The 16,303-nt window shown below is 68.1% G+C and carries 15 protein-coding genes; 6 read left to right on the forward strand and 9 right to left on the reverse strand.

The annotated features are described in order from the left end of the window. Positions 1–4 precede the first annotated feature (4 nt). Complete coding sequence (locus ACQ5DX_RS22395) at positions 5–640, reverse strand: TetR/AcrR family transcriptional regulator (RefSeq protein ID WP_430334672.1); 636 nt, start codon at positions 638–640, stop codon at positions 5–7. Between the two features lie 344 nt (positions 641–984). Between ACQ5DX_RS22395 and ACQ5DX_RS22400 the strand changes: the two genes are divergently transcribed. From ACQ5DX_RS22400 to ACQ5DX_RS22410, 3 genes are all read left to right on the forward strand, one after another. Continuing rightward, positions 985–2,178, forward strand: coding sequence for an LLM class flavin-dependent oxidoreductase (locus tag ACQ5DX_RS22400; RefSeq protein WP_430334673.1), 1,194 nt, complete (start codon positions 985–987; stop codon positions 2,176–2,178). Then, positions 2,175–3,254, forward strand: coding sequence for an alcohol dehydrogenase catalytic domain-containing protein (locus tag ACQ5DX_RS22405; protein WP_430334674.1), 1,080 nt, complete (start codon positions 2,175–2,177; stop codon positions 3,252–3,254). The genes ACQ5DX_RS22400 and ACQ5DX_RS22405 overlap by 4 nt, the downstream gene beginning before the upstream one ends. Before the next feature lie 72 nt (positions 3,255–3,326). Then, positions 3,327–4,952: a purple acid phosphatase family protein gene (locus tag ACQ5DX_RS22410; protein WP_430334675.1), complete on the forward strand. Its 1,626-nt coding sequence runs from the start codon at positions 3,327–3,329 to the stop codon at positions 4,950–4,952. Between the two features lie 17 nt (positions 4,953–4,969). Here the strand turns inward: ACQ5DX_RS22410 and ACQ5DX_RS22415 are convergent, their stop codons facing one another. Continuing rightward, positions 4,970–6,451 (reverse strand): SDR family oxidoreductase, encoded by a 1,482-nt coding sequence (locus tag ACQ5DX_RS22415; protein WP_430334676.1) that lies wholly within the window; start codon positions 6,449–6,451, stop codon positions 4,970–4,972. Positions 6,452–6,475: 24 nt separating this feature from the next. Between ACQ5DX_RS22415 and ACQ5DX_RS22420 the strand changes: the two genes are divergently transcribed. Continuing rightward, positions 6,476–7,129, forward strand: a complete 654-nt coding sequence (locus tag ACQ5DX_RS22420; RefSeq protein WP_430334677.1) for an alpha/beta hydrolase family protein — start codon at positions 6,476–6,478, stop codon at positions 7,127–7,129. Here the strand turns inward: ACQ5DX_RS22420 and ACQ5DX_RS22425 are convergent. Then, the gene (locus tag ACQ5DX_RS22425) at positions 7,119–8,585 is read right to left on the reverse strand and encodes a DUF4185 domain-containing protein (protein ID WP_430334678.1); all 1,467 of its coding nucleotides are present in this window, start codon (positions 8,583–8,585) and stop codon (positions 7,119–7,121) included. The genes ACQ5DX_RS22420 and ACQ5DX_RS22425 overlap by 11 nt on opposite strands. Before the next feature lie 113 nt (positions 8,586–8,698). Beyond that, the gene (locus tag ACQ5DX_RS22430; RefSeq protein ID WP_430334679.1) at positions 8,699–9,532 is read right to left on the reverse strand and encodes a mycofactocin-coupled SDR family oxidoreductase; all 834 of its coding nucleotides are present in this window, start codon (positions 9,530–9,532) and stop codon (positions 8,699–8,701) included. Between the two features lie 185 nt (positions 9,533–9,717). On the opposite strand from ACQ5DX_RS22430, the gene ACQ5DX_RS22435 reads away from it, so the two are divergent. Further along, the gene (locus ACQ5DX_RS22435) at positions 9,718–10,836 is read left to right on the forward strand and encodes a hypothetical protein (RefSeq protein ID WP_430334680.1); all 1,119 of its coding nucleotides are present in this window, start codon (positions 9,718–9,720) and stop codon (positions 10,834–10,836) included. Between the two features lie 13 nt (positions 10,837–10,849). On the opposite strand, the gene ACQ5DX_RS22440 is transcribed toward ACQ5DX_RS22435, so the two are convergent. Then, positions 10,850–11,599, reverse strand: a complete 750-nt coding sequence (locus tag ACQ5DX_RS22440; RefSeq protein ID WP_430334681.1) for a Clp protease N-terminal domain-containing protein — start codon at positions 11,597–11,599, stop codon at positions 10,850–10,852. A gap of 123 nt (positions 11,600–11,722) precedes the next feature. On the opposite strand from ACQ5DX_RS22440, the gene ACQ5DX_RS22445 reads away from it, so the two are divergent. After that, complete coding sequence (locus ACQ5DX_RS22445) at positions 11,723–12,577, forward strand: LLM class flavin-dependent oxidoreductase (RefSeq protein ID WP_430334682.1); 855 nt, start codon at positions 11,723–11,725, stop codon at positions 12,575–12,577. A gap of 31 nt (positions 12,578–12,608) precedes the next feature. On the opposite strand, the gene ACQ5DX_RS22450 is transcribed toward ACQ5DX_RS22445, so the two are convergent. From ACQ5DX_RS22450 to ACQ5DX_RS22465, 4 genes are read right to left on the reverse strand one after another with little or no spacing between them, the layout of a single operon-like run. After that, positions 12,609–13,595 (reverse strand): glycine betaine ABC transporter substrate-binding protein, encoded by a 987-nt coding sequence (locus ACQ5DX_RS22450; RefSeq protein ID WP_430334683.1) that lies wholly within the window; start codon positions 13,593–13,595, stop codon positions 12,609–12,611. Position 13,596: 1 nt separating this feature from the next. After that, on the reverse strand, positions 13,597–14,358 hold the full coding sequence (locus ACQ5DX_RS22455) for an ABC transporter permease (RefSeq protein ID WP_430334684.1): 762 nt from the start codon (positions 14,356–14,358) through the stop codon (positions 13,597–13,599). Next, positions 14,355–15,581: an ABC transporter ATP-binding protein gene (locus ACQ5DX_RS22460; protein ID WP_430334685.1), complete on the reverse strand. Its 1,227-nt coding sequence runs from the start codon at positions 15,579–15,581 to the stop codon at positions 14,355–14,357. Before ACQ5DX_RS22460 ends, ACQ5DX_RS22455 begins: the two co-directional genes overlap by 4 nt. Beyond that, a complete protein-coding gene (locus ACQ5DX_RS22465; protein ID WP_430334686.1) occupies positions 15,574–16,230 on the reverse strand; it encodes an ABC transporter permease in 657 nt (218 codons plus the stop codon). The genes ACQ5DX_RS22460 and ACQ5DX_RS22465 overlap by 8 nt, the downstream gene beginning before the upstream one ends. Between the last annotated feature and the right edge of the window lie 73 nt (positions 16,231–16,303).

Raw genomic sequence — 16,303 nt, forward strand, 5'->3', positions numbered from 1 at the left:
GCCCTCAGCCGAACAGGAGGCCGACACCACCGATCAGGAACACGACCTGATCCTCGTAGAAGGCCATCAGCCGATCCTCGGCCGGACCTGAATCCCTCGGACCCCAGTCGTCAGCCCGGCTGAGCGCCTGCAGAAATCCCATCAGCGCAACCGCCCACCGCGCATCCAACCGAGCGGCATCGGTGTCCGGGAACGTCCGCCGAACCTGCGTGAGCAACCGATCCCGCAGGTGCTGCTCCGCGGTGTCCAGCGCGGGGTGCCCCTGGGGAGCTATCTGGGTGACGATCTTCAACCAGCGCATGCCGCGGGTGCGGTGGCGCAGCAGCAGGTCCCGATAGGGGTCGGTGACCGCCCGAACGAGCGATTCGACGCTCGGGGGTTGCGGAGCCGCAGCGAGAGCGTCGACGTTGGCTCGGATCCGGTCACGCACCGCGGCGCCCATGTCGAGCAGGACGGCGGCGAGCAGGTCGTCCTTCGTCCCGAAGTGATAGTGCACCGAGGAGGGACCCAGACCCGCCGCCGCATTCACGGCACGGAGCGAGACCGCATCCACTCCGTCGGCGGCGAAGAGGCGCTCGGCCGTCTTCACCAGGCGCGCACGGGTCGCGTCACCCTGCCGATTCTGCTTGGGGACCGTCATGGAACGAGCTTGGCAGCCGTGTGCGCCCCTCCCCCATCGAGGGGCACACACGCGGCCGGTCCGGACGTCGAGCCCACAGGACCCGGCCCCGCCGGGCACCTTCCGATCACGCACCTCCCGCGGTGTTCAGGGACGGTCACGACACCACCATCTATTGGATCAGTCGATCCAGTTGATCTCACATAGGATCGATGGTGTCAACACCAAAATCCATATACAGGAAGGTCTTACATACCGAACTAGTCTTCCGGTACTTCAACCTTTTTAGATCAGTTGATCCATGCTAGACATGTCGACCAAGACGAGTGAGACAGCTCACTTCCGTGTCGACAGGAGATGTCAACGTGTGGTCCCCATCGTCAATTCGCTTCGGCGCCTTCCTCGCCCCCTACCATCCGCTCGACGCCGATCCCGCCCTGCAACTCCGGCGCGATATCGACCTGATGCAGCACCTCGATCACCTCGGGTTCGAAGAGGCCTGGATGGGTGAGCACCATTCGACCGGCGCCGAGATCGTGCCCGCGCCGGACGTGTTCATCGCGGCCGCCGCCGAGCGGACCGAGCGCATCCGGTTCGGCACTGGCGTGACGTCGCTGCCCTACCACCACCCGCTCATCACCGTCGACCGCATCACCCAACTCGATCTGCAGACCCGCGGCCGGCTCATCTTCGGCACCGGTCCGGGCAAGATCCCCCTCGACGCACACATGATGGGGATCAACCCGTCCGACCAGCGTCGCCGCCAGGGGGAGGCACTCGAGGCCATCCTCGCGCTGCTCCGCGGCGAGGTTGTCGACATGGAGACCGACTGGTTCACGTTGCGTGACGCTCGCGCACAGCTGCCCACGTACGACCCCGCCGGCATCGAGACCGTGACGGCCTCGACGATTTCTCCCAACGGCTCGGTTCTCGCGGGTACCCATGGGCTCTCGCTGCTCTCGCTCGCCGCGAGTTCACCCAGCGGATTCGACGCCTTGGACTGCAACTGGGATGTGTACGAAAAGGTCTCGGCCGAGCGCGGACACCGTGCGGACCGGTCCACGTGGCGCGTCGTCAATCCGATGTTCCTGGCCGAGACACGGGCCGAGGCCGAACGTGCCGTGAGTCGACGGATCGGGTCGATGGCCGCCTACGTGAACCGGCAGACCGGGCAGAACCCGGCATGGTCCGATACCCCGGCCGGCGTCATCGACCAGTGGCGGAACGACACGCTCGGCGAGTTCGGCCAGGCCATCATCGGCACGCCCGCCGACGCTATCGCGCAGATCGAGCGGCTCATCGAGAAGACCGGCGGGTTCGGCACGTTCCTGATCCTGCACGTCGACATGGCGAACTGGGAGGACACCAAGCGCAGCTACGAATTGTTCGCATCCGAGGTGGTCCCCCACTTCCGGAAGCGGAACGTCGGCCGCGAGGCGAGCCTGCAGTTCGCCGAGGACAATCGCGACTACCTGATCGGCGGACTGGTCGGCGCGATCACCAAGGCGCACACCGACTACTACGGCCGGCCCGCCGAGACGGAAGGCGTACGAGCATGAGGGGCGCGCAACTCCACCAGGGAACGTTCACGGTGACCGAGGTGGCCGACGCACCACCTCTGGCACCGCACCAGATCCGCATCGCCGTCGTCGCCTGCGGAATCTGCGGCAGCGACCTGAGCATGTCGAAGGATCCGTGCCGCTTCGTGGACGTGGCGCGGGGCGGCGGCTACCCGCTGGCCACGTTCGATCCGGACCGCCCCGTCGTCCTCGGGCACGAGTACGCCGGCATTGTCTCCGAGACAGGCTCGGCGGTGGACGATTTCGCGGTCGGCGACCGGGTGGCGGGGATCGGCCTGGCGACGGACACCAGCACCGGGATCCCGACGATCATCGGCTACTCCAACGAGTACCACGGAGCATTCGGAGACCACGTCGTGGTCGACTCCTACTGGGTCCGTAAGGTTCCCGACAATCTGTCGCTCGAGCACGCCACCCTGGCGGAACCGCTCCACGTCGGTGAGATGCACGTGCAACAGTCCGGCCTCACGTCGGCCGATTCGGCGCTCGTCATCGGTTGCGGGACGATCGGACTCGGCGCCATCGTCGCCGCGAAGGCTCACGGGGCACAGATCGTCATCGCGTCGGAGCCGTCTCCGAAGCGTCGCGAACTCGCGAAGAAGATGGGCGCCGACATCGTCGTCGACCCGACAGAGCAGGACCCGATCGAAGTGTGGAACCGGATGGTCGCCGAGGGAAGCACCCTCGTCGGACAGGCCGCCGACGGCATCCTGATCGCCTACGAATGCAGCGGCCGGGCAGGGATTCTGGGAGATCTGCTGCACACGATGCCGTTCAACTCCCGGATTCAAGTCCTGGCCGCGCCGTTCGCGGACGAGACGATCATTCCCGTCGTCGGACAGTTCCGACGGATCTCGATCAACTTCGGGCACGGGCCGTACGAGAACGCCTACGACATCACCCTGCAACGCCTGGCCGACGGCGAGATCGACGCCGAGGCGATCATCACCGGCCGCGTCGGTCTCGACGGAGTCGCGGACGCCTTCACCGCGCTGCGTGCTCCCGACGAGCACGTCAAGATCCTCGTCCTTCCGGGCACGCAGACGGACAGCTGACGGGCGAGCCTCGGGCGAAGCGCTCGCCCGAGGCTCGCCCCACGCACGACACACCAGAAAGGCACACACGACGTGGAACTCACGCGAAGATCTGCTCTCCTCGGTGGTGCGGCATCCCTCGGCGCCGGCCTGCTCACCGGTCTCGCTCCCCGCGCCCACGCCGCGGGGAGTCTGTCGCCCGGCTTCTGGCACCGCACCGGATCCGTCGGCGCCCCCAGCGTGACCGGACTGCACCTGCAGTTCGGTGCGGACGCCTCACGCGAAATGGTCGTTTCGTGGATCACGCCGACCGCAGTCGAGAAGCCTCGTGTCGAGTTCGGCACGCTGGCCGGGGGACCGGGCCGGACGGTCGCCGCCGAGACGACGCGGTACCGGGACGGCGTGGACGGCGGCGAGCTGTTCGCACACCACGCCCGGCTGGACAAGTTGTCCCCGGGAACGGAGTACGTCTACTACGCCACGCACAACGGCGCCACCCCCGATTCGGGAGTGTTCACGACCGGCCCCAGGGGACGACAACCGTTCACCTTCACGAGTTTCGGCGATCAGGGCACCGTCAACCTCCGCCAACCGAAGACGTTTCCGCCGGGAACGCCCGGCGCCAACGGCCCGTACCCGGTCTACACCAGCAGCAACGTCGGCAGTCAGGCGTCGGCGGACATCGTGCAGGCGATCGAACGGGTGGCGCCCCTGTTCAACCTCGTGAACGGCGACCTCAGCTATGCCGCGATCGGCGCCTACTTCGGCCAGCCCCGGACACCGACGTGGTCGGACTGGTTCATCGGCAACAGCCGTTCCGCTCGCTTCCGCCCCTGGATGCCCTGCCCCGGCAACCACGAGAACGAAAAGGGCAACGGCGAATTCGGCTTCGCGGCCTACCAGAACACCTTCGCGCTGCCGTCGAACGGGACCGATCCGGCGCTCCGGGGTCTGTGGTACTCGTTCACCGCCGGATCCGTGCGCATCATCAGCCTCAGCAACGACGACGTTGCGATCCAGGACGCCGGCGACACCTACATTCGTGGTTACTCGCACGGCGCCCAGGAACGGTGGCTCGAGGCGGAACTGAAAGCGGCCCGCGCAGACCAGAACATCGACTGGATCGTCGTGTGCATGCACCAGACCATGATTTCGAGCGCACGCTCGAGCAACGGCAGCGATCTCGGTGTCCGCCAGGCATGGGGGCCGCTGTTCGATCGGTACGGTGTGGATCTGGTCGTGTGCGGGCACGAGCATCACTACGAACGCTCGCACCCGGTCCGGGGCGCCGCCGGAAACGACACCGCCACCCCGCAACCGACGTCGACACGTCAGGACGTGGTCGACACCGACCTCGGCACCGTCCACATGGTGATCGGCGGCGGCGGCAACTTCGCCACCTCCGAGGGCGACCTCTTCGAACGTCCCGAGGCGCGGGTCATCGTGGCGCGCAGCGACCAGGACAGCCCCATCCTCCCCGGCCACAAGGACTCGATCTGGCTCCACGAGGACGCCCCCTGGGCGTCGGTCCAGGACCGCGAGAACGGTCACGGGTTCGCGGCGTTCGACGTCGATCCGGGCACCCGCCCGGGCGGCAAGACACGCATGACGGTCACCTACTACACGTTCGACGGTCCGTTCGCCGACCTCCGGCCCGTCGACCAGTTCGTGCTCGAACGCACCCGCAGCGACGGCAACCGGCGCGGTAGCGGTAGCTGACCGGACCGGAAGGTATGTCACCCGGCCGCGGCGTACTCGCGCGCCGCGGCCCCGGTGATGTTGGTGAGCATTCCCTTGAAGATGATGCCGTGGAACGGCACGAGCGAATACCAGTAAAGCCGTCCGGCAAGCCCTTTCGGGAAGAAGATGGCCCGCTGGTCCAGGTGCGAGCGGTACGGTCCGTCCGGGTGCACCCGCCATTCGAGCCACGCGCCGCCCGGCGTGCGCATCTCGGCCCGCAACCGCAGCAGCGAGCCGCGGTCGATCTCCTCCACCCGCCAGAAGTCCAGCGGGTCACCGGTGTTGAGCCGACGGGCGTCCCGACGGCCGCGGGCGAGCCCGACACCGCCGACGAGGCGGTCGAGCCATCCGCGGATCACCCATGCGAGAGGGAAGGAATACCAACCGTTCTCGCCGCCGATGCTCTCGACAACGCGCCACAGCGTGTCCGCGTCGGCGTCACAACCGGCACTGCGCTCGTCGGTGTAGACGGCCTCCCCCGCCCAGTCGGGATCGGAGGGCAACGGATCCGACGGCGTCCCCACCGGCGACGCACTGGCCCAATTGGTCTCCACCTCGCCGTTGCGGATCCGCCGCAGCGCCCACCGGATGGCCTGGCGGTACGAGATCAGCCCCTGCGCGGGTGGCGCGATGACGGCGTCGATGTCGTGGTCGGCGACGACGGCGTCATCGTGGAGCGATTCGATCAGCGCCCGCCCCAGCGAACCAGGGATGGGTGTCACCAGTCCGATCCACAGCCCCGCAAGGCGCGGCGTAAGCACCGGAAGCACCAGCACGCGGCGGCGGCGCAAACCCGCGACCTCGGCGTACACCTTCATAATGTCGCCGTACGTGAGAACGTCGGGGCCGCCGATGTCGTAGGCACGACTGCGGGGCAGCGGGGCGTCGGCCGCCTTCACCAGGTAGTACAGGACGTCGCGTACCGCGATGGGTTGAATGCGGTTGTCGACCCATTTCGGGGTGGTCATCACCGGCAGCCGATTGGTCAGGTGCCGGATCATCTCGAACGACGCCGAGCCCGACCCGATCACGACCCCGGCCTGCAGGACCATCGTCGGCACCCCCGAGTTCATCAGGATGTGGCCCACCTGTGCCCGTGAACGCATGTGCAGCGACAGATCGACGTTCTCCGGATGCAGGCCGCCGAGATAGACGAAACGTCCCACCCCGTTGTCCCGGGCCGCGGCAGCCATGTTGGACGCCTCGACTCGTTCGGTCTCGACGAACTCGGACGTCCCGCCCATCGAGTGGATGAGGTAGTAGACGACGTCGATACCGGCGGTCGCGGCCCGCAGGGAGTCCGGATCGCCCAGATCGCCGCGCGCGATTTCGACTCCGCGCGCCCACGGGATGTCGCGCACCTTCTCGGGAGAGCGCACCAGAACCCGCACATCGTGACCGGCAGCCAGCAGACGCGGGGCGAGGCGTCCACCGATGTATCCGGTAGCGCCGGTGACCAGCACCCGTAGCCGCTGCACCACTCAACGGTAACCTCGATGTTCATGAGTGCGCAGGGCGAACCGTTCGACATCGACACCGACGGCGTGCAGGGCTACCTGCACCGGCCGGACGGCGACGCGCTGGGCAAACTCGTCCTCGCCCACGGCGCCGGCGGCGACTGCAATGCAAAGCTGTTGCAGGCCATGGCGTCCGGATTCGCGGACCGCGGCTTGCTGGTGTTGCGCTACAACCTGCCGTTCCGGCAGCGGCGGGCGTCGGGCCCGCCGAACCGGGCCCACGCCGGGGAGGACCGGGACGGCATCGTCGCCGCCGCCGAGGCGATCCGCGGCCTCGCCGACGGCCCGATGATCCTGGCCGGTCACTCGTACGGCGGACGCCAGTCGACGATGCTGGCCGCCGAACGTCCCGACGTCGCCGACGGCCTGGTGCTGCTGTCGTATCCGCTGCATTCGCCGGGCAAGCCGGAGAAGCAGCGCACCGAGCACCTACCGGACCTGCGGACGCCGTCGCTGTTCGTGCACGGCGACCGCGACCCGTTCGGCACCCCCGACGAGATGCGCACCGCGCTCGACCTGATCCCGGCCGAGCACCCGCTGATCCTGATCGAGGGCGGCCGGCACGGCCTCGACCCCGACCGCGCCGACGTCGTCGCCCGCACCGTCGACGCTGCCGCCGAGCTGTTCGCTATTCGTTGATCCGGGCCCGCATCAGGAAGACGTTGTAGTCCGACCACGTCGAGATCGTGAAGTACAGGTCGTTGCCGCGCGACCACGGGTGGATGAAGCCGCCGTACAGCTCCGGGTAGTCGAACACCGACACCGTCGGCGCGCCGTCCGACCACTCGCCCTGCGGCGAATTCGATTCCCGCAGAACGATCGCCGCCTTCGCGGTGTCGAGGTACGACATCTGCCACTTGTCGGTGGACTCGTCGTAGCGCACCGAGAGCTCCGCGACCGGCCCGTGCACGACCGGCGTGGCCGCGGTGTACCCACCGACGGGCGTCCAGCTGCCGTCCTGCCAGTACTGGTACGCGGACTTGTTCAGCACCTGGTCCTTGGGCACCCGCGCCAGGCCCACCGCCGCGAGCCGGGTGTTGGGGGTGCCGAACATGTACACGTAGTCCCCGGCCGGCACCATCGCCGCCACCTGAAAATTGGTGACCCCGAAGATGTTGTCCCACTGGGCATACGGGTCCTTGATCCACGTGGAACCGCCGTCGTCGGAGTAGGCGATGCCGCCGTGGTTGGTCCACCAGGTGCCCGGGATGCTGTTCCACGTGCGGATCGACATGTAGCTCATGTACTGCCGGTCGCCGACCGCGAACCCGGACGTCGGGATGGTGGTGATCTCGACGTTGTCCATCTTGCGGCTGCTCAGCAGTTCGGCGGCGTGGCACCGGCTGTCCTGCACCATCGAGTCGAAACTCATTCCGTCCGAGAGGTTCCGGTCGGTGCTGATCGCGAGCACGTTGCTGCGCCAGTCGTCACCCTGCCCACCCGGCGGATGGAAGCCCCTACCGATCGTGTCGCCGAAGGCGATCGCGATCTGCCCCGGCGCGCTCTCCCACATGATGCCCAGATCGGTGCCCTGGACCTGCCAGCGCTTGTCCGTCCGGTTCACCGAGCCCGCCCCGGTGAGCTTGGCGATCCGGTCCACCTTCCCGATCCGCGGCGTCGGCGGCGCCGGGGTGCGCGGCGCCGCCTCGACGCCCGGGTCCGCCGGATCCGGCGGCGGGGGCAGCGGGCCGGGATCCGGTCCCGGGATCGGGATGCCGAAGTTGAACGGCGCGGGCTTGAGCCCGATCTGCGGGATCTTCAGGTCGGTGGACAGCGACGACGGCGGCGGCAACTCGTCCGTCAGGTCCGGGCACGGGTCGGTGCACGGGTCGGCCGGGAGCGGGCCGGAGGCGATCCGGGTGGTCGGCGGCTCCGGCGCCGGGAACGGGACCGTCGTGATCACCGGATAGGGGACCGGGATCTCGAGGCGTTCGGGGATGATCGGCTCGAGCTGGTGGGAGACCTCCGCCATGCAGGGCCCGGTGCCCGGTGCGCCGTTCGGCAGCGGCTCGGCCGCCGCGACCCCGGTAGTGCCCGCCACCGCGGCGGAGCCGAGCAGCGCCACCGCTGCCAGCGCCGTGAGCCTGGTCGACATGGATCCCCCGATCCGTTCGTGATCGTCATCCGACAGGCGCGAACGCGCCTGTGTCCGAACGGAACATAACACCAAGATCATCGACGGGCGTCCGGCGACGCCGGGCGCCGGGATCACGGCATGAGCGCCGAAGTGCCGGCACCGACGTCCAGCGACGTCCCGGTCACGTACCGGGACTGCTCCGACACGAGATAGAGCACCGCGTGCGAGATGTCCTCCGGCGCCATCCACGGCACCCGCATCGGCGTGATCGAGGCGTACCTCGACTCGACGGTCTCCCGCGTCGGGTGCTCGATGTCGGGAGCGAACAGTCCGTAGAACGCCTCGTTGTGGACCATCGGGGTGTCCACCGAGCCCGGGCACACCGCGTTGACGGTGATCCCGTACCGGGCGAGTTCCAGGGCCAGGGTCTTCACGAGCCCGATCACGCCCCACTTGGCGGCCACGTAGTGCGCCAGGTTCGGGGTGCCCATGTGCCCGCCCATCGACGACGTCGCGACAATGCGTCCGTACCCCTGTTCGATCATGTGCGGAGCCACCGCGCGCAGGGTCTTGAAGACGCCCGTCAGGTTGGTGTCGACCACCGCGTCCCACATCTCGTCGGTGAGTTCCCACGTCTTCGCGAACGCGCACACACCGGCGTTCGCGATGCAGATGTCGATCTTGCCGAGTTCGGTGATCGCGGTCGCGACGGCCGCGTCCACCGCCGCGCCGTCGCGCACGTCCACCACCGCGGTGCGGCACCGGACGCCCAGCGCCTCGACCATCCGCCGGGTCTCGTCGAGTTCGTCCGCGGTCGCCAGCGGGTACGGCACCGTCGCGACGTCGGCGCAGATGTCGATGCCGAAGATGTCGGCACCCTCCGCGGCGAGGGCGAGCGCGTGCGCCCGGCCCTGCCCGCGCGCCGCGCCGGTCACGAACGCCGTCCTGCCTTCGAGCTGTCCCATATCTCCTCCAAGTCTCAACTGCCCCAGATCATTACCGATCGAGTACGAACGTGGTCCAGGTCGTCTTCCAACAAGCGGGAAAAATCGCCCCGGCGCCGACAGCGCGGAGGGCGCCGCGCAAACCCCTGCCGAGACGTGACCTCCTGGGTACGCTGAAAAGCGACCAACTATCGGGAGGTCGAGGAATGCTCTACAGCGATATTCCGAGTCATGCCGAGATCCGACGGCTCGCCGGGGTGGAGGGTCAAACCTGCATCTCGATCTACACGCCCACCGAGGACGACATTAAGGATCCGGGCAAGAGCCGAATCGAGTTCACCAACCAGGTCAAGTCCGCACTCGAACAGGTCGACGATCCGAAGGAACGTGTGACGTTCGAGCAGGCATTCGACGACCTGATCGACGACGAGGCGTTCTGGCGCTACCAGGCACGCTCCCTCGTCGTGCTCGCCACGCCGGACCGACTACGACGCTATCGGCTGCCCAATCGACTCGGATCGTCCGTCATCGTCAGCGACCGCTTCTACATCAAGCCGCTGTTGCGGACGGTGACCTTTCCGCAGACAGCGTTCGTCCTGGCCCTCGCCGAGGGTTCGGTGCGCTTGATCGAGGTCACGGCCGATCAGCCACCGTCGAAGATCGACGTTCCCGGCCTGCCCTCGGATGCCGCCAGCTACGCGGGCGTGTCGTCGCTCGGGCGCACGGCCCCGGGCCGGGTGCACGGTCGGGTGCAGGGCGACGAGGGCCGCAAGCTCCGCGTCCACGAGTACGTCCGCGCCGTGGACCACGCGCTCCGGAGCGTGCTCACCGGCAGGGACATCCCGCTGATCCTCGCGGCCGCGGAACCGACAGCCTCGCAGTACCGCTCGGTGAACAACTACCACAAGCTGCTCGACGAGGGCATCTCCGGCAATCCGGAGGAAATGACCGACGGCCAGATCGCCGAGGTCACGCGGACCGTGCTCGACAGCTACTACGCGCAGCAGCTGGCCGATACCCGCAAGCAGTTCGACGACCTCCGTTCGAAGGGCCGGGCGCAGGTCGAGATCTCGGACGTGGCCCGGTCGGCCACCTTCGGTCGGATCGAAACGCTGATGGTCGACATCGAAGGCGTCGTGCCGGGCACGATCGACCCCGATACCGGAAAGGTCATGCTGGCCGAGCTGGACGGCAACCACTCGTACGGTGTGGTCGACGAGATCGCCCGGCGGTCGCTGCTCACCGGCGCGCGGGTCCTCGCACTCCGGACCGGCGACGTCCCCGACGAGGTGCCGGCCGCGGCCATCCTGAGGTTCGCCGAATGACCGTCGCGGAGAACTACTTCTCCTCCTGCTGCTGCTGAGCGGCGAGGAACACGGACAGGGTTTCGACGACGTAGGTGTCGGCGGCCGACTTGTCGAAGCCGAGTTCGGACAGAACTCCCGCTCCGTGCTCCTGTTCGAGCAGCGCCAGCAGCATGTGCTCGGTGCCGATGTAGTTGTGCCCCAGCCGGAGCGCTTCACGGAACGTCAGCTCGAGGGCCTTCCGGGCGCCCGCGTCGAACGGAATGAGGTCGGGCAGCTGGTCGACCTTCGGCGGCAGTACCGTCAGCACGGCCCGCCGCACCGTGTCGACGTCCAAATCCTGCGCGGCAAGCATTTTCACCGCGAGCGACTCCGGATCGGTCAGCACGCCGAGTACCAGGTGCTCGGGCGCGATCTGATCGTTGCCCGCGGCCCGGGCTGCATTCTGCGCCGCCATCACCGCGTTGCGTGCGCGGGGAGTGAACCTGCTGAAGCCCTGATCGGCGTCGAGATCGGACGGCTCGCCCGGCCCCTTGGGCACGAAACGTTTCTGCGCCGCCTGCTTGGTGACACCCATGCTGCGACCGATGTCGGTCCACGATGCGCCGGAGCGCCGCGCCTGGTCCACGAAGTGCCCGATCAGATGGTCGGCGATGTCACCGAGGTGTTCGGCGGTCAGCACCGCGTCGGTCAACTGTTCGAGTGCGTCGGTGTGGACCTTCTTGATCGCGTCGATCAGATCGTCGAGTCGGACAGGATTCGTCATGGGCACCGGATTCGTCATACGACAACCGTAGGTTGACGATCGGCGAGCGTCAACCCCAGGTTGTCGATCTTTTCCAGGCGCGAGCCGACGCGCCTGCCCCTATCGTTGAGACAGGAGCGTCGGCCCTCGAAGGAGTTCGCAATGCCCGACTACGGCAACGAGATCCGATTCGGCTGGTTTCTCGTCCCGGACGCACACTCACCCCAGGCGGCGCTCGACACCGCGGCCGTCCTCGACCGGGCCGGCTTCGACCTGGTCGGGATCCAGGACCACCCGTACCAGCGCGGGTTCCTCGACGCCTGGACGCTGCTGTCCGCGATCGCGGCCCGCACCGAACAGCTGTCGGTGTTCCCCGACGTCGCGAGCCTGCCTCTGCGCCCGCCGGCGGTGCTCGCCAAGTCGGCGGCCAGCCTCGATCTCCTCTCCGGCGGCCGCGTCGAGCTGGGTCTGGGCGCCGGCGCGATGTGGGATGCGATCGCCGCTATGGGCGGCCCGCGCCGGACCCCCGGCGAGTCGGTGCAGGCACTGCGGGAGGCGGTCGCGGTGATCCGGCTGATGTGGAGCGGAGAACGGTCCATTCGGTTCGACGGCGACTTCTACTCCGTGAACGGCGTCCACCCGGGACCCGTACCGGCGCACCCGATCGGCGTCTGGATCGGCGGCTACAAGCCGCGCATGCTCCATCTGGTCGGCGAGATCGGCGACGGCTGGCTCCCCTCGCTCGGATACATCGACGACGACGGAATCGCCACGGCCAGTGCGACCATCGACGCCGCCGCCACCGCGGCGGGGCGGGACCCGTCGAGCATCCGGCGGATCCTCAACGTCGGGGGCGACATTCCGCTCGACGACCTCCCCCGGCGCCTCTCTTCCCTCGCGCTCGACCACGGCATCGACACCTTCATCCTCGGCGGGCACCCCACCGACGAATCGCTGACCTACCTCGCGCAGGAGGTCCTCCCGCGCGTGCGCGACGGCGTCGCCGGCGGCCGTTGAGGGGCGCGCCCACCACGACACCCGCGATCCGTCACGTCTTCGTGGTGACGAACCCCTGATCGACCAGCCATTGCCGCGCCACCGCCGCGGGGTCCTTGCCCTCGACGTCCACCTGACGGTTCAGTTCGGTGATCGCCTCGTTCGTCAGGACCGCCGAGATCGGCGCCATGACCTCCGCGACCTGCGGGTGGTCCCGCGCGAAATCGTCGCGCATGGTGAGGGCCGGGTTGTACTTCGGGAAGAACTGGCGGTCGTCCTCGAGCACCACGAGGTCCAGCGCCGCGATCCGACCGTCGGTCGTGAACACCTCACCGAACTTGCACTGGCTCCCGTCGGCGGTGGCCTGATAGATGATGCCGGTCTGCAGGACTCGGCGTTCCACCCGGCCCGGGTCGAACCCGTAGGCGGCGGCCATGCCGGGGAAGCCGTCCTGCCGGACGTTGAACTCGGTCTCGACGCACGTCGTCGCGGCCCCCGGGTCACGCTGCACCAGTGCGGCGTAGTCGGACAGCGTGCGCACCCCGGTCGCGTCCGCGGTCTTCCGGCTGGTCGCCAGCGCGTACGTGTTGTTCATCGGCGCCGGATCGGTCCACACCATGCCGTTGCGCTCGAGATCCTCGTCCCGGACCGCCTCGAACTGCGCGCGCGAATCGGGGATCGGCTGCTCGTGCCCCAGATAGTTGACCCAGCCGGTACCGGTGTACTCGTAGCTCACGTCGATCTGCCCGGCCAACTGTGCGTCGCGGGTGCTGTTGGATCCCTGGATGTTGGTGAGGTCGCGGACGTCGGCGCCGGCCGCGGACAGCGCGAACTCGATGATGTAACCGAGGATCACCTGCTCCGTGAAGTCCTTGGAACCGACCGTGATTCGGACACCCTCGAGTTCCGACACCGGCTGGATGCTGCCGGGTCCCACCTTCAGCGGAACCGCGCCGCCGGATTCGAGCCCGCACCCGACCAACAGCGTCGCGGCAAGCGCGAGCACACCGCCCGCGAGCGCACGTCGTTTCACACCCATGTCAACGCAGCCCCTTCGGACCGAGGTAGGTCTCGGCGAGCGCACCGACCCAGTCGACCAGCAGCGCCAGCGCGACGGCGAGCACCGCGCCGACCACCAGGGTCACGTTGTCGCGCAGCTTGTATCCGGTGTCGATGAGGATGCCGAGCCCGCCCGCACTCACCAGGAAGCACAGCGTCGCGGTCCCCACCGCGAGCACGAGCGACGTGCGCAGTCCCGCCAGGATGTACGGAACCGCCAGCGGGAACTCGACCCGGCGCAGGACCGTCAACGCCGACATCCCCTGTCCGCGGCCCGCGTCGACGAGCGCCCGATCGACCTCCTGGTAGCCGAGGATCGTGTTGCGCAGCACCGGCAGCAGCGAATAGAACGCGATCGGCAGCACCCCGATCCAGAATCCCGTCGTCCGAGTCGCCAGGTAGAACAGCACCAGCAGACCGATCGCCGGCGCCGACGCCCCGATGTTGGCGATGCCGACGAAAATCGGTGTCAGGAAAGTGAATCCGGGACGGGTCAGCAGTGTGCCGAGCGGAACGGCCAACGCGAGCACGATCAGGACCACGACCACCGTGATGAGCACGTGCTGCCAGGTCAGCGTCGCGATGTTGGCTACGTTGATGCTCGCCTTCTGCGTGGCCGTGAGGTCCCGGGTGAACGCCCAGCCCAGCACTCCACCGACGAGGACGAGCACCAGCAGCGGCTGGACGAGCAGCCGCAGGTGTTCGGACCGTGCCTCGGCTTCCGGTGCTGTCTGCGTGGTCATTTCGACGGTTCCTCCGAGACGTCGATCGATTCGGCCGACGGGAGAGCGTCCTCGACGTGATCGTCGGCGTGTTCCTCCCGGACCTCCTGCAACGCGTGGACGAGCGTGTCGATCGTCACGAGTCCGAGATACTCGCCGCGGCGGCCGGTCACCGCGGCGGACGCACTGGCCTGCACCAGCAGCGCCTCGAGGGCGTCCTGCAGCGTCGAACTCGCCGAGACATTCTCACCGACCGGATCACCGACGTCCTCGAGCGATACCGCCGACGCCAGATGCTCCGGCGACACCCACCGCACCGGCCGGTCGCGGTGGTCGAGGATCACGCCCCAGTGCGCATCCCGCTCGACGAGTTCGCGGCGCAGGTCCGCGACGGACCCGTCCCGATATGCGGTGGGGCACTGCGACAGTTCGATGTCGCTCACCCGGGCCAGCGTGAGCTGTTTGAGCGACGCGTCGGCGCCGATGAAGCCGGCGACCATGTCGTTCGCGGGATTCGCGAGGATCGCCTCCGGGGTGTCGTACTGCATGATGTGGGACTGGCTGCCCAGCACCGCGATTCGATCGCCCAGCTTGACCGCCTCGTTGAAGTCGTGGGTGACGAACACGATGGTCTTGCCGAGTTCCGACTGCAACCGCATCAACTCGTCCTGCAGCAGGCCGCGCGTGATCGGGTCGACCGCACCGAACGGTTCGTCCATGAGGAGCACCGGCGGATCCGCGGCGAGGGCGCGGGCCACCCCGACCCGCTGCTGCTGCCCGCCCGACAACTGCCGGGGGTACCGGTCCCGGTAGGTGTCCGGGTCCAGACCGACGAGGTCGAGCATCTCGTCGACCCGGTCGACGGTGCGCTTCTTGTCCCACCCGACCAGCCCCGGAACCGTCGCGACGTTCTTGGCGACGGAGAGGTGCGGAAACAGACCGGCCTGCTGGATCGAGTAGCCGATGCCGCGACGCAGCCGGTCCGGGTCGATGGAGTGCGTGTCGCGCCCGGCGATGGTGATCTTGCCGGACGTCGGTTCGATGAGGCGGTTGATCATGCGCATCGTGGTGGTCTTGCCGCAGCCCGAGGGGCCGACGAACACGACGGTCTCACCGGCAGGAATGGTCATCGAGACGTGGTCGACCGCCGGGTCGGCCTGCCCGGGATACTGCTTGACCACGTCGTCGAGCACGATCTCGACGCCCTTACCAGTGCGTTCTTCGGCGGGTAGCAGATCAGTCACGAATCCCCCTGGAGGTGGTGAGGCGCCCGAGGAGGACCAGCAGTCCGTCGAGGACGAGCGCAAGGATGACGATGAGAACGGTGCCGGTGAGCGCCTGCGGCACGGCCGTCGGGCTGCCCACGCGCGAGAGGCCGGAGAAGATCAGGTTGCCCAGGCCGGGCCCCTTCGCGTACGCGGCGATCGCGAGGATGCCCATGAGCATCTGGGTGCTCACCCGGATACCGGCCAGGATCGACGGCCAGGCCAGCGGCAACTCGATCCGCCCCAGCACGTGCAGCCGACCCATACCGACACCCTTCGCGGCATCGGTGATCGCCGGATCGACCGAGGCCAAGCCGATGATCGTGTTCCGGATGATCGGCAGCAGCGCGTACAGCACCAGGGCTGTCACGGTGGGTGCGACACCCAGGCCGAGAATCGGGATGAGCAGGCCCAACAGCGCGAACGACGGCAACGTCAGGATCGTGCTGGCGAGGCCCGTCGCGACCGCCGATCCGATCGGGCTGCGGTACACGGCGATCCCGATCGCCACCGCGATCACACCGGCGATGATCACCGACTGCACGACGGCACTGACGTGCAGGTACGAGTCCGTGAGCAACTGCTGTCGTCGCTCGGACACAAAATTCCACAAGGTCTGGAAATCCAACCCAGAACCTCCCTCCAGCCGCGACCAGGCCCGCGAAAGGCCCGTCCACTCATGCAGACGGGCCTTCCACGGG

Source organism: Rhodococcus sp. ACT016, assembly GCF_050477185.1.
GTDB lineage: Bacteria > Actinomycetota > Actinomycetes > Mycobacteriales > Mycobacteriaceae > Prescottella.

Coding starts and splice junctions, on each gene's coding strand:
- ACQ5DX_RS22435 (WP_430334680.1), top strand. CDS start 9,718: ATGCTCTACAGCGATATTCCGAGTCATGCCGAGATCCGACGGCTCGCC.
- ACQ5DX_RS22430 (WP_430334679.1), bottom strand. CDS start 9,532: ATGGGACAGCTCGAAGGCAGGACGGCGTTCGTGACCGGCGCGGCGCGC.
- ACQ5DX_RS22405 (WP_430334674.1), top strand. CDS start 2,175: ATGAGGGGCGCGCAACTCCACCAGGGAACGTTCACGGTGACCGAGGTG.
- ACQ5DX_RS22440 (WP_430334681.1), bottom strand. CDS start 11,599: ATGACGAATCCGGTGCCCATGACGAATCCTGTCCGACTCGACGATCTG.
- ACQ5DX_RS22425 (WP_430334678.1), bottom strand. CDS start 8,585: ATGTCGACCAGGCTCACGGCGCTGGCAGCGGTGGCGCTGCTCGGCTCC.
- ACQ5DX_RS22450 (WP_430334683.1), bottom strand. CDS start 13,595: ATGGGTGTGAAACGACGTGCGCTCGCGGGCGGTGTGCTCGCGCTTGCC.
- ACQ5DX_RS22395 (WP_430334672.1), bottom strand. CDS start 640: ATGACGGTCCCCAAGCAGAATCGGCAGGGTGACGCGACCCGTGCGCGC.
- ACQ5DX_RS22445 (WP_430334682.1), top strand. CDS start 11,723: ATGCCCGACTACGGCAACGAGATCCGATTCGGCTGGTTTCTCGTCCCG.
- ACQ5DX_RS22420 (WP_430334677.1), top strand. CDS start 6,476: ATGAGTGCGCAGGGCGAACCGTTCGACATCGACACCGACGGCGTGCAG.
- ACQ5DX_RS22455 (WP_430334684.1), bottom strand. CDS start 14,358: ATGACCACGCAGACAGCACCGGAAGCCGAGGCACGGTCCGAACACCTG.